This window comes from Streptomyces mutabilis (genome assembly GCF_046628145.1).
Lineage (GTDB): Bacteria > Actinomycetota > Actinomycetes > Streptomycetales > Streptomycetaceae > Streptomyces > Streptomyces mutabilis.
Genome location: NZ_CP176874.1, coordinates 7,478,848 through 7,491,429 on the forward strand (window position 1 = coordinate 7,478,848; position 12,582 = coordinate 7,491,429).

The following is a 12,582-nucleotide window of genomic DNA, read 5'->3' on the forward strand; positions in this document are numbered from 1 at the left end:
TCACCTCCTTCCGCGCCGGGGCCACGACGTGGCGCCCGCGAGCGGGTACCCGCGTCGCCGCACGGAGCACCCCCTCGTGCAGGTCGTCGGGGCATCGGCGCCCTGCCTACGCGCCCGCCGGAAGCAGAACCGAGGAGTCCGGTTCCAGACCGGTACCGAAGCCGCCGATGACGGCGAACCGGTCCATGTCGATCACCGCGATGTCGTTGGTGCCCAGCTGGGACACGTAGGCCGTGGACCGGTCGGGATGGAAGGAGACCGCGGCCGGGACGCCTTTCAGGCGCAGGGAACGGATCCGGCGCAGTGCCGTGCTGTAGAGGGTGAGGGTGTGGGAGACGATGTCCGTCACCAGCAACCGGTCGTCGTCGACGGAGTACACCCGCAGCGGGTCCCCGCCCACCTTCCGGGTCCGCACCACCTTCATGGTCCGCGCGTCGATGGCGACCAGGGAGGAACTCTTGCGGACTCCGACGAAGAGGATCTTCTCGTCCGGACTCAGGCAGCTGCTCTCGGGCAGCTGACCGGGAGTCACCACGAGGGGAGGGGCGGAGGCGTCGTGGGGGCGCACGAGGCTGACCGTGTGCGACAACAACCCGGTCACATAAGCCCGTTCACCGTCGCGGCTGAGGGTGAACAGGTGCGTCTTGATGCCGTGTGCCGGAACCGCCCTGGTCGGCGCCTCATCGGTGGCGGGCGTGTCGAAGCCGAGCAGCACGGCCTTTTCCTCGCTCAGGGCGTAGAGCCGGTCCCGCTCGTCGATGCCCATGCCGTGGATGCGGTTGAACGGCCGGGTGTCGATGGTGCGGGCCAGGCTTCGTCCGGCGAGGTCGATGACGAAGACCGCGGCACCGCCCTCGCCGGCGGTCGAGGACATGCGCACACCGTAGTGTCCGACGTACGCGAACCGCTTGCGGGAGTCGACGACCATCTCGTGGGGGTGGTCGGGCAGTGGGACGGTCCGCATCCGTCGGCCCGATCCGGCGTCGTAGAACCCCACCGCGTGACCGCTCTTCTCCACCACCGCCAGCACGTCCGTGCCGGCGGTGCCGGGTAGGGCGGAGGCCGTTGTGGGCAGCCCGGACGCCAGCGCTCCTGCCCCGGCTGCCGTGATCACTGTTCGGCGCGTCACCACAGTTGCTCACCTCGGTCTCTCGCCTGTCCGTCTTCCTGCGCGAGGTGGTGCGCTTGCCTCGCGTCTTCTGACGAGACTGATGCGTGCGGGTCGTGCCGGGCAAACCGGCTCGCCCGGCTCGACGAAGCTGCTTCGCCGGCGGGACGTGCCGGGCCCGGGGGAGGGAGATCGTCGCGAGCTCCTACGACATCTGGTGCCGGGGAGCCTGTGACGTGGGTGGGGGAGAGGCCCACAGGGGTCGGGTGCCGAGGTCGACGATGTCCAGGGCGAGTTCGGCGTACATCGCGTTGGCCCAGGAGAACCATGGGCGGGTGAAGCGACGGGGGTCGTCCTTGTGGAACGATTCGTGCATCTGGCCCGTGCCCGCGTCGGTCGACAGGAGCGTCTCCAGAGCGTTGATGCGCTCGGCTCTGACGTTGCTGGTCAGACCCTGTACGGCGATGGCGATGGGCCAGATGTGCTCATCGGGCGTGTGCGGGCTGCCGACGCCTTCGGCCGCTGTCCCGCGGTGCCAGGTGGGGTTCGCCGGTGAGAGGACGAACTGTCGTGTGGCGAGGTACACCGCGTCCGTGGTGGGAACGTGCGCGACCAGGGGCAGCGAAAGCAGCCCGGGCATGTTGGCGTCGTCCATGAGCAGCGCGTTGCCGTTGCCGTCCACCTCGTAGGCGTAGATCGAGCCGAACTCGGGGTGCTGGACGGTGCCGTGCTGGACGGCGGCCGTCCGGAGTTCCGCCGCCAGTCGGGCGGCGTCTTCGGCGAGTTCGGCGGCGCGGGCGTGGCGGGCCAGTTCGGCGACGCCGTCGAGGGCGGCCGCGGCACACAGGTTCGCGGGGACGTTGTACCCGTAGCGGCACGCGTCGTCGCTGGGACGGAACCCGCTCCAGGTCATGCCGGTTCGCCTGACCGGCGTTCCTCGTCCGGCGTCGGGCAGCGTGTCGCCGGGTGGACCGCCCCGGCGACGGAAACGGTAGGCGGAGAGACGTTCATGGTCCTGCTCCGTGCGCCACACCGCGATGACGGTGCGCGCCGTGCGGAGCGTCCGGGAGACGTGGTCGGTCCGTCCGGTCGCCGCCCAGAAGCGGTGGGCCAGCAGGAGGGGGAAGGCGAGGGAGTCGACTTCGTACTTCTCCTCCCACACCCAGGGGTTCTCGCACAGGTCGCCGGGAACCTGGGCTCGGCCACGCACGACGTGACTCCGGAGCCGGACCGTGCCGTCCCCGTCGACGTGCCGGCTCTCGGCACGGCGGCCGTCGTCCTCCACCTGCGCTCACCCGGCGCGGGAGGCACGGACGGGCAACCGGGCCAAGCGGACGGCTGACCAGGAGGCGACGGCAACCCGTTCACCGCGATCGGCCGTCGCCCGCCCGCTCGGCACACCGTTCGGTCCGGGCAACGGCCCCGCCTTCGTCGACATCACCAGGTCGTCACGGTCAGGGGCCAAGGGCGAAGCCGGTGGCCGAGCCCGGCGCCCGGCGGGGTGTGTCGGTTCGTCCGCCCGGGTACCCGTCCGGCGCGTACGGAAAGCTCCGGGATGTGAGCGCACATGGTCTCCGAAACCGCAAGGGTGCCCTCGGGAGACGTCACCCTCACCGGCGACCTCGTGGTTCCCGCCGAGGCGCGGGGCACGGTTCTGTTCGCGCACGGCAGCGGCAGTTCGCGTCTCAGCCCGCGCAACCGGGCGGTCGCCGCCGGTCTGCACCGGGCCGGGCTGGGCACTCTCCTGCTGGACCTGCTGACCGAGGACGAGGAGCGCGAGGACACCGCCACGGGCGAGCACCGCTTCGACGTCGCCCTGCTGGCCCGGCGCCTGGCGGACGCCGTCGACTGGCTGGAGCGGCGCCCGGACACGGCGGGCCTGGCGGTGGGCCTGTTCGGCGCCAGCACGGGAGCGGCCGCCGCCCTCATGGCGGCCGTGGAGCGACCTCGACGGGTGTCCGCGGTGGTGTCGAGGGGAGGCAGGCCGGACCTGGCCGGCGACGCGCTGCCCCTGGTCACCGCCCCGGTGCTGCTCGTCGTCGGAGGCGACGACACGACGGTTCTCGGACTCAACCGCGAGGCGGCACGGAAGCTTTCGGCGCCCCATCGAACTCATGTCGTACCGGGCGCCACGCACCTCTTCCCGGAGCCGGGCGCCCTGGAGCAGGTCACCGAGGCCGCCGCCGACTGGTTCCGTGAGCACCTGACCCGGGGAGCGGCCGATGAACGCTCCGGCTGAGGCCACCGGTGAACCCGAGGTGCGAGCCCGACGGCCACAGCCTTCCATTCCCCGAAGAGACAGGCGGACAGGTCATGGGATTCCAGAATCGCCGGGAAGCCGGCCGGCAGCTCGGTCTTCGGCTCAGGGAGTGGGCTTCCGGCCGCGAACTCGTCCGGCCCTTCGTTCTCGCGCTGCCCCGCGGGGGCGTACCGGTGGCCGCCGAGGTCGCCCACGCGCTCGGCGCACCGCTGGACGTGCTGGTGGCGCGGAAGATCGGTCTTCCCGGACGGCCGGAGACGGGCATCGGCGCCATCGTGGGCGACGACCCGCCGCTGTTCGACCAGCGCGCCCTTCGGATGCTCGGTCTGACCGAGGACCGGCTCGCTCCCGACGTGTCCCGTGAACGCGAGGAACTGAACCGTCGCACCCTGCTCTACCGGGGTGACCGCTCCGCGCCCGACGTCCAGGGCCGCGCCGTGATCGTCGTCGACGACGGCCTGGCCACCGGTGCCACCGCACGCGCCGCCCTGCGCCACCTGCGCCCGCTGCGACCCGACCGGCTGATCCTGGCCGTGCCCGTCAGCGCTCCCGAGACCGCCGTCGAGATGCGTGCGGAAGCCGACGACGTCGTCTGCCTCCAGCAGCCGCCGGACTTCGGGGCGGTCGGCCTCTGGTACGACGACTTCGACCAAGTCGGCGACGACGAGGTGGTCCGGGTGCTGGACGCCCGACGCACCTCGACGCGCGGGGCCTGAGACGCGATCGGCGGGAGCGGGAGCGGGACCGCATCCGGGGCTCAGGGCAGCGGCGTCCCTCCGGTCGCGTTGAGGATCTCCGCGGTGACGTAACCGGCCTCCTGGGAGGCGAGGTAGACGTACGCCGGTGCCAGCTCGGCCGGTTGGGCGGGACGGCCCAGCGGACTCTGCTTGCCGAACTCGACCGTGTCCGGCAGCGTCGCCGGGATCAGCGGAGTCCACACCGGGCCCGGCGCCACCGCGTTCACCCGGATGCCGCGCTCGGCGACCATCTGGGCCAGACCCTGGGTGAAGGTCACGATCGCCCCCTTGGTCATCGCGTAGTCCAGCAGGTGCGGGCTGGGCTTGTACGCCTGGACCGAGGTGGTGTTGATGACACTGCCGCCCGCGGGGATGTGCGGCAGCGCGAACTTGGTCAGCCAGAACATGCCGTAGAGGTTGGTCCGCATCACCCGGTCGAACTGCTCCGTCGGGATCGCCTCGATGCCGTCGGGCTGCGCCATCTGGTACGCGGCGTTGTTCACCAGGACGTCGATGCCGCCGAACTCCGACACCGCCCGGTCGATCAGCGCCCGGCACTCGTCCTCCGCACGGATGTCGCAGGAGACGGCCACGGCCTTCTGCCCGGCCTCCTCCACGAGCCGTGACGTCTCCCGCGCCTCGCCCTCCTCCTGCGCGAGGTACGTGAACAGCACGTCGGCGCCCTCGCGGGCGAAGGCCAGGGCCACCGCGCGGCCGATGCCGGAGTCACCGCCCGTGATGACGGTCCTGCGGCCCCTCAGCCGGCCCGACCCGCGGTACGAATCCTCACCGTGGTCGGGCGGCGGGTCCATCGGCCCGCTCCAGCCCGGGTGCGGTTGGTCCTGGGCGGCGAAGTCGGGGCGGGGGTACTGGTCCGTCGGGTCCTGCTGGTCGCGCTGGTCGTCCGCCACGTCGGCCTCCTGGTGTCGTCGTACGGGGAAGTCAGCGACCGTGTTCCCCGGGAGGGCCGGCCGAAAGGTGGGATGCGGGACGCGGTCGGCGACGGCGTCGAGAAGCGGGAGTGCTCAATGCCATGAGCCGTTCTTGTTGGACTGCCGCACGAACCGCGCGCGATGATGACGCGACGTCCGCAGTCACGGACCGGTCACCATCCTTCGCACCACGGAGAAACCCCATGAACCATGTCGCCGCCCCCGGCCGGTACGACGGCACCATGCAGTACCGGCGCACCGGACGCTCCGGTCTCGACCTGCCCGTGCTGTCACTCGGCTACTGGCACAACTTCGGCGACGACAAGCCGTTCGAAACGCAGCGGGAGATCGCCCTGCGCGCCTTCGACCTCGGCATCACCCACCACGACCTGGCCAACAACTACGGCCCGCCCTACGGCGCCGCGGAGATCAACTTCGGCCGGATCCTGCGCCAGGACCTGGCACCGTACCGGGACGAACTGGTGATCTCCAGCAAGGCCGGGTGGGACATGTGGCCCGGCCCCTACGGGCAGGGCGGTGGCTCCCGCAAGTACCTCCTCGCCTCCCTCGACCAGTCCCTCAAGCGCACGGGCCTGGAGTACGTCGACATCTTCTACTCCCACCGCCTGGACGCCTCCACGCCGCTGGAGGAGACCATGACGGCGCTGGACACCGCGGTGCGCCAGGGCAAGGCCCTCTACGTCGGCATCTCCTCCTACGACGCCGAGCGCTCCCGGCAGGCCGCGGCGATCCTGCGCGACCTGGGCACCCCGCTGCTGATCCACCAGCCGTCGTACAACATGCTCAACCGCTGGATCGAGACCGAGGGCCTGCTCGACGCCGCGGCCGACGAGGGCTTCGGCGTCATCGGGTTCACCGCTCTCGCCCAGGGCCTGCTCACCGGTCGCTACCTCGACGGGATCCCCGAGGGCTCCCGCGCCACGCAGGGCAAGTCCTTCGCGGCCGACTGGCTCGACGAGGACATGCTCCGGCGGCTGCGCGCCCTGAACGACATCGCCGCCCGCCGCGGGCAGAGCCTGGCCCAGATGGCGCTCGCCTGGGCGCTGCGCGACGCCCGCGTGACCTCCCTGGTCATCGGCGCTTCCCGCACCGAACAGCTGGAGCAGAACGTGGCCGCGCTGGACAACCTCGCCTTCGGCGAGGACGAACTCGCCGAGATCGACAAGCACGCGGTGGCCGACGAGAGCGTCGACCTCTGGCGGCGGGCCCGCACCGGCACCCTCGGCTGAACCACCGGCGGGCACTGGGCCGGCACCGCCTCGTCCACGGTGCTCGGTTGTCACAGGACGTCGTAGGTCACATGGGTGGCCGTCGACGTCGGAGTCACACCGCGCCGCACCAGTGTGCGCCGCGTCCCGCCGGTGAACAGGGGCGTTCCGGAGCCCAGCAACACGGGGGCGAGGTGCAGGCTCAGCGTGTCGACCAGTCCCGCGTCGAGCGCCGAGCCGATCGTGGCACCGCCGCCCATGAGCATCACGTCGAGGTCCTTGCCGCTGTGTGCCGACGCGGCCTCGGCCCGCTCGCGCGCGGCGGCGACGGCGTCCGACAGACCGGTGGTGACGAACGTCCAGTCGAGGTCGGCGAGGCGCACGGATTCCGGTGGCGAGCTCGTCACGACGACGAACGCGGGCTTGCCGACCTCGCCGGCGCCGTAGCCGGTCGTGTCGTCCCAGCCGTTCGGCCCGTCGACGACGTCGAAGAGCCGGCGGCCGAGGACGACGGCCCCGGAACGGGCGGTCGCCTCCCGCAGCAGGCGCCGGTCGTCGGGGTCGTCGGAGAACGCCCAGGTGTGCAGGGCCTCACCGCCGGTGCCCAGACCGTTGTCCGGGCCGGGATCGGGGCCGGTGACGAAGCCGTCGAGCGAGATCGAGATGTCGGCGATGATGCGAGTCATACAAGGAAGACTCGCCACGTTCCCCGAACTCATCGTGCGTGCCGCTCGTGCGCGAGGACGAGTCGCCGTGCCCCGGGCACGCGACGGGGAGGCCGGTCACCGCGCCGGGAATGCCGTCGGCCTGAGCAGCCCTCCGTCGACCGGCGGGCCGGGGAGAGCCCGCCCGTTCGCGGGCCGGTGACGGACGTGCGCGGTTCCGTCGGCACGCACCCTGGTGTTATCGATGCCATTTCCACTATGGTCCCCGTGTTCTCCGGTGAGCAGTGCCGGCCCGAGGAGCCGCTGGATGGTAGCCATGAACCTGCGAGAACCCCGAACACCCAGACGTACGACCCGATGGAGATCAGGCGCCGCGGCCGCGGTGGGCGCGATGCTGGTCATGAGCGTTCTGTCGACCGCTGCCGGGCCGGCGCACGCCGGCTCCCCGGCATCCGGCTCCCCGACACCCGCCTCGCCGGCGGACGCGTCCACGACGTGGTCGCCGGTCCCGCCGAGCGAACCCGACGATCCGGCCACGCCGGTCGCGCTGTCGCGCGGCGGGCTGACCGTGCGGGTCGCCGAGGAGTTCCCGCAGGTCGTCTCCTACGACCTCGACGGCCGTCGGCTGGACGGCAGGACGGAGGTCCTGGACACCTTCACCGTCAACGGCAAGGCGCACAAGGCCCGGACGACGATGAAGAAGGACCGGCACAAGGCCACCTACACCTCCACCTTCGCCGATCTGCCGGACCTCACCCTGACCTCCAGCATCACGGTCACCGACCGGCGCACCGTGGTCTTCGCCGTCGAGAAGATCTCCGGCAGCGCCGCCGCCACCGTCAACGAGCTCGCGATCCCCGGCCAGTCACTCGTCTCCGTCGACTCCGCCGACCGCGGGGCGAGCCTCGCCCGTACGAAGATATCGACCGACTCCACGACGACGGCCGACCGGTTCATCGACATCACCGGCGCCACCGAGCCCGACAAGGCACCGGTCGGCACGCCCTACGGGTTCGTCGCGCACGACGGACTGGCGGCGGGTCTGATCACGAACGCCACCGACGACTTCGCCCAGGGCGACAACGACAACTGGAACACCCGGCTCCAGTCACGGATCGTGGACGCCGGCGACGGCGCACGCCGCGCCGAGCTGTCCGTCGGCGACTACACGTACGCGCCCAAGGGCGCCGAGGATCCGCGCGTCTCCCGTTACGAGCTGCCGAGGACCACCGTCGTCCTCGCCACGGACACCAACCGCGACTCCCGGGTCGACTGGCAGGACGCCGCCATCGCCCACCGGAAGAACATGACCCGCCCGCTGGGCGCCGACCGGGTGCCCGAACGGGTCGTCCAGCACATCCCGTTCAACTTCGCCAGTCAGGCCACCAACCCGTTCCTCAAGACGCTCGACAACGTCAAGCGGATCTCGATGGCGACGGACGACCTCGGCCAGTGGGTCCTGGAGAAGGGATACGCGAGCGAGGGACACGACTCCGGGCACCCGGACTACGGCGGGAACGAGAACGTCCGGGCGGGCGGACGGGCCGAACTGAACGAGCTGATCCGCGGAGGCGCCCGCTACAACGCGGACTTCGCCGTCCACGTCAACGCCACCGAGGCGTACCCCCAGGCGAAGAACTTCAGCGATGTGCTGATCAAGGGCCAGGGGATGGGCTGGAACTGGCTCAACCAGGCCTACCACATCGACCAGCGCACCGACCTGGGCAGCGGCGCCGTCCTGGACCGCTTCCGGCAACTGCGCAAGGACCACCCGCAGCTCAAGAGCGTCTACATCGACGTCTACTACTCCAGTGGCTGGCTGGCCGACGAACTCGCCTCCGAGCTGCGCAAGATGGGCTTCGAGGTCACCACCGAGTGGTCGTACAAGTTCGAGGGCACCTCGGTCTGGTCCCACTGGGCGAGCGACAAGAACTACGGCGGCGCGACCAACAAGGGCATCAACTCCAACATCGTGCGCTTCCTCGCCAACTCCGACCGAGACGTGTGGAACGTCGACCCGCTGCTGGGCGGCTCCAGCATCAAGGAGTTCGAGGGCTGGACCGGGCAGGACGACTGGAACGCCTTCTACCGCAACATCTGGACCGACAACCTGCCCACCAAGTTCCTCCAGCACTTCCAGGTGATGGACTGGGACTTCGGCAGGAGCGCGCGCCTGACCGGCGGCGTCGCCGTCACCAGGGCGGACGGCGAGCGCCGGATCACCATGGGCGACGCGGTGGTCCTCGACGGCGACACCTACCTGCTGCCCTGGGGCCACGCCGACAAGAAGGACGGCACCTCGTCACCGAGCGACGCCGACAAGATGTACTACTACAGCGGCTCCGGCGGCACGCACACCTTCGACCTCACCCGGCAGTTCGCCGGCACGCAGGACTTCACGCTGTACGAGCTCACCGACCAGGGGCGCACCGCGGCCCGGCAGGTGAGCGCACGCGACGGCCAGGTGACACTGACCGCCGAGGCGAACCGGCCGTACGTACTGGTGCCCCACGGCGGCAAGGCACCGCACACCGACCCGCGCTACGGCGAGGGCACCGGCCTCGCCGACCCCGGCTTCAACGCCGGCGACCTGGACGCCTGGCACCCGCGAGGCGGCGCGGCCGTCGCTCGGGCCGGCAACGGCGACAACGTGGCCCGGCTCGGCCCGGACGCCTCCGGAGTGTCCCAGCGGGTGGACGGCCTGACCCCCGGCAAGCGGTACACGCTGAGCGCCGACGTGGAGATCGCCGCGGGACACCGGCGCGCCACCACCCTGAGCGTGACCGGGGCCGGCGAGGAGGCCGAGAACACCTTCGACATCACCCCGGCGCGCAACTGGACGGCCGCCGACGAGAAGCGGGACACCTACTCCCAGCGCGCCTCCGTGGCCTTCACCGCTCCCGCGGACGGCAAGGCCACCGTCGCCGTCACCGCCGAACCCGGAGCCGCGGCCGTCGTCCTCGACGACCTGCGGGTCATGCCGGACACCACCGCGCCGTTGCCGCCGCCCGACAGCGGGGTGATCGCGCAGAACGACTTCGAGGGCAACCAGCCCGGCTGGGGTCCGTTCGTCAAGGGCGACGCCGGCGGTGTCACCGACCCCCGCACCAGCATCAGCGAACTGCACGCCCCCTACAGCCAGAAGGAGTGGAAGAACAGCCACCAGCCGTACGACGACGGCGCACTCGACGGCAAGGCGGTCGACGACGTCATCGGCGCCGGACACTCGCTGAAGTCGCACGCGGAGAACACCGGGCTGGTGTACCGCACCGTCCCCGCGACCGTGCCCTTCGAGGCCGGGCACAAGTACGCCGTCTCCTTCCGCTACCAGACCAACGTCCCGGGACAGTGGGCCTGGGTGACCGGCGCGGACACCGTCGGAAACGGAACGACGGAGGCCAGGGAGATCACCCGCGAGACCTTCGAACCCGCCCTGGACACCGCCACGTACACCAGGGAGATCGTCGCCGGCTGCGGCGACACCTGGGTCGGTCTGCGCAAGCTCGGCGGGGCCGCGGGCACGGACTTCGTCCTCGACGACTTCCGGGTCACGGACCTCGGGCCGGTGGACGGCGGCCCGGCCTGCGCCCGGCTGACCGCTCCCGTCGGCGCCGACCTCAGCCCGGGCGCGCCCGGTGAGTACCGGACGACGTTCACCAACAACGAGGCGACCGACGCGGAGAACGTCGCCGTCACCCTGGACGGGGTCCCGGCCGGCTGGACCGTGGAGGTGAAGGAGAAGGACGGAAACCTCTTCGGCTCGGTCGCCCCGGGCAAGACCGTCACGACCGAGTGGCTGCTCACCCCGCCCGAGAGCGCCGCGGGCACGACGGCGACCTGGAAGGCGACGGCCCTCTACGACGACTCCGGCGTCACCAAGACGGTCACGGCGCGGGCCGGGGCCGCCGTCTCCGACGTACCCGTGCTCTCCCCGTCCTCGATGACCGCGACCGCCGATTCGGAGAACCGCTCCTCCGGCAGCGCGGAGGGCCCGGTCGGCAACGTGCTCGACGGCGACCCCGGCACCATCTGGCACACCGACTACACGGACGCGGACGCGCCCTACCCGCACTGGGTGACCCTGAAGCTGGGCGGGGAGGCCGAGGTGAACGGCCTCGGTTACCTCGGACGGCAGAGCGGAGGGCCGAACGGCCGGGTCAAGGACTACGCGGTCGCCGTCTCCGACGACGGCCGGAACTGGACGACGGTGGCCGAGGGGTCGCTCGTGGACGCGCAGCACGTCCAGCGGGTCTCGTTCGACCCGGTGCGTGCCTCCCACGTCCGCTTCACCGCGCTGAACGCGCTCAACGGACAGCCGTTCGCCGCGGCCGCCGAGCTGCGCGTCTTCGGCGCCCTGGCCGACCCGCCCACCGGTTTCCCGCCGGGTGAACGGCCCACCCGGCGCGCCTAGTTCGGCCACGGTGGCACCGCCCCCGGTGGCCGCCGCGCGCGCACCGTCCCGGTGTCAGCCGGCCTTGTCGGCGACCGGGGCGGTGCTGGTGCGCACGACCAGTCTCGGCTCGACCGAGGCGGGTTCGGGTCCGGCCGTGGGGTCCTCTATGTGCCGCAGCAGGTGACGGAACGCCAGCGCCCCCATGTCCGTGAAGGACTGGGAGACGGTCGTCAGCGACGGCGAGCAGTACGCCGCGAGGTCGATGTCGTCGACCCCGACGACCGAGACGTCCCCGGGCACGCGACGGCCCGACTCGTGCAGTGCCCGGATGACGCCGAAGGCCATCTCGTCGCTCGCCGCGAAGACGGCGGTCACCTCGGGAATCCGGGCCAGGACGAGTCCGTTGCGGTAGCCCGACGCAGGCGTCCAGTCGCCGGTGAGGACGGGCGGGACGCCGCGGCCCTCGGCCTCCAGCGTCTCCTGCCAGCCCTTGAGCCGGCTCTGCGCGTCCAGCCACGCGTCGGGCCCCGCCACGTGCCAGACCGTCTCGTGCCCCAGGTCGAGCAGGTGGCGCGTGGCCAGCCGGCCCGCCTCCACCTGGTCGACGGCCACCACTTCCGAGGCGGCGGTGCGGGAACCGTCCACCGTCACGGTCGGCAGCGACCGGGTCAGCTGCTCGATGCGCGGACTGACGTGGATCAGCGGGATGGCGAGCACGATGCCCTCGACGCCCTGGTCGGCGAGCCGGGTCAGTGCCGCCTCGACGACGGAGGTGTCTAGCGACTCCGTCGAGGCCGTGACCACCGACCAGCCGGCCGCGCGGGCCGCCTGCTCGATGCCGAAGGTCAGCGTCACCCGCGAGTAGAACGTCGTCTGCAGCGTGACCACGCCGATGGTCCGGCTGTGTCCGGAGGACAGCGTCCCCGCGGCGCTGTTCTTGCGGTAGCCGAGCTGTTCGACGGCGGCGAGCACCTTGGCGCGGGTCTCCGGGCGGACATTGGGGTGACCGGACAGCGCGCGCGACACGGTCTGCGCGGAGACCCCCGCCACCCGGGCCACGTCCGTCATACCGGGCGCCCGTCCGGCTGCCCCCGCACCCTTCGCCGTCTCCATGGGGTCCTCTCTCGCGTAGGCGCTCCGGATGATACAGGCCAGGTCCGGGCCGCGAGCCCTGTGACATTGGCATCGATAACATTCTGTGCCATAGTTCCGGCCACGGGCGCGGGAGCCGCGCGGACCCACCCGTGCACTCACCGAC

Annotated in this window: 9 protein-coding genes; 4 read left to right on the forward strand and 5 right to left on the reverse strand. The window is 71.5% G+C overall.

Annotated elements, in window-relative coordinates; all coding sequences use genetic code 11:
• Positions 1–106: 106 nt before the first annotated feature.
• Both ACLIN4_RS33520 and ACLIN4_RS33525 read right to left on the reverse strand, forming a co-directional pair.
• A complete protein-coding gene (locus tag ACLIN4_RS33520) occupies positions 107–1,129 on the reverse strand; it encodes a YncE family protein (protein ID WP_289908316.1) in 1,023 nt (340 codons plus the stop codon).
• A gap of 184 nt (positions 1,130–1,313) precedes the next feature.
• Entirely contained in the window at positions 1,314–2,318 is a 1,005-nt protein-coding gene (locus tag ACLIN4_RS33525; protein ID WP_381912000.1) for a glycoside hydrolase family 125 protein, read from the reverse strand.
• 357 nt (positions 2,319–2,675) lie between these two features.
• Here ACLIN4_RS33525 and ACLIN4_RS33530 point away from each other — a divergent pair, with 357 nt between their 5' ends.
• Both ACLIN4_RS33530 and ACLIN4_RS33535 read left to right on the forward strand, forming a co-directional pair.
• On the forward strand, positions 2,676–3,347 hold the full coding sequence (locus tag ACLIN4_RS33530) for a dienelactone hydrolase family protein (protein WP_382020845.1): 672 nt from the start codon (positions 2,676–2,678) through the stop codon (positions 3,345–3,347).
• Positions 3,348–3,421: 74 nt separating this feature from the next.
• Complete coding sequence (locus ACLIN4_RS33535; protein ID WP_382020842.1) at positions 3,422–4,084, forward strand: phosphoribosyltransferase; 663 nt, start codon at positions 3,422–3,424, stop codon at positions 4,082–4,084.
• A gap of 41 nt (positions 4,085–4,125) precedes the next feature.
• On the opposite strand, the gene ACLIN4_RS33540 is transcribed toward ACLIN4_RS33535, so the two are convergent.
• Entirely contained in the window at positions 4,126–5,016 is an 891-nt protein-coding gene (locus tag ACLIN4_RS33540; RefSeq protein WP_100045129.1) for an SDR family oxidoreductase, read from the reverse strand.
• A 224-nt stretch (positions 5,017–5,240) separates the two neighbouring features.
• On the opposite strand from ACLIN4_RS33540, the gene mgrA reads away from it, so the two are divergent.
• Positions 5,241–6,287 carry an L-glyceraldehyde 3-phosphate reductase gene (gene mgrA / locus ACLIN4_RS33545; RefSeq protein WP_411576516.1) on the forward strand — a complete coding sequence of 349 codons (1,047 nt, stop codon included), beginning with the start codon at positions 5,241–5,243 and terminating at the stop codon, positions 6,285–6,287.
• 50 nt (positions 6,288–6,337) lie between these two features.
• On the opposite strand, the gene ACLIN4_RS33550 is transcribed toward mgrA, so the two are convergent.
• Positions 6,338–6,952, reverse strand: a complete 615-nt coding sequence (locus ACLIN4_RS33550; RefSeq protein ID WP_382086058.1) for a dihydrofolate reductase family protein — start codon at positions 6,950–6,952, stop codon at positions 6,338–6,340.
• A 379-nt stretch (positions 6,953–7,331) separates the two neighbouring features.
• Between ACLIN4_RS33550 and ACLIN4_RS33555 the strand changes: the two genes are divergently transcribed.
• Entirely contained in the window at positions 7,332–11,342 is a 4,011-nt protein-coding gene (locus ACLIN4_RS33555; protein ID WP_411576517.1) for an endo-alpha-N-acetylgalactosaminidase family protein, read from the forward strand.
• A 54-nt stretch (positions 11,343–11,396) separates the two neighbouring features.
• Here ACLIN4_RS33555 and ACLIN4_RS33560 read toward each other — a convergent pair whose 3' ends face one another.
• The gene (locus ACLIN4_RS33560; RefSeq protein ID WP_100045133.1) at positions 11,397–12,437 is read right to left on the reverse strand and encodes a LacI family DNA-binding transcriptional regulator; all 1,041 of its coding nucleotides are present in this window, start codon (positions 12,435–12,437) and stop codon (positions 11,397–11,399) included.
• Between the last annotated feature and the right edge of the window lie 145 nt (positions 12,438–12,582).

Excerpts from the sequence above, each read along its gene's own strand:
- ACLIN4_RS33555 (WP_411576517.1), top strand. The coding sequence starts at position 7,332 with ATGAGCGTTCTGTCGACCGCTGCCGGGCCGGCGCACGCCGGCTCCCCG.
- mgrA (WP_411576516.1), top strand. The coding sequence starts at position 5,241 with ATGAACCATGTCGCCGCCCCCGGCCGGTACGACGGCACCATGCAGTAC.
- ACLIN4_RS33560 (WP_100045133.1), bottom strand. The coding sequence starts at position 12,437 with ATGGAGACGGCGAAGGGTGCGGGGGCAGCCGGACGGGCGCCCGGTATG.
- ACLIN4_RS33550 (WP_382086058.1), bottom strand. The coding sequence starts at position 6,952 with ATGACTCGCATCATCGCCGACATCTCGATCTCGCTCGACGGCTTCGTC.
- ACLIN4_RS33535 (WP_382020842.1), top strand. The coding sequence starts at position 3,422 with ATGGGATTCCAGAATCGCCGGGAAGCCGGCCGGCAGCTCGGTCTTCGG.
- ACLIN4_RS33530 (WP_382020845.1), top strand. The coding sequence starts at position 2,676 with ATGGTCTCCGAAACCGCAAGGGTGCCCTCGGGAGACGTCACCCTCACC.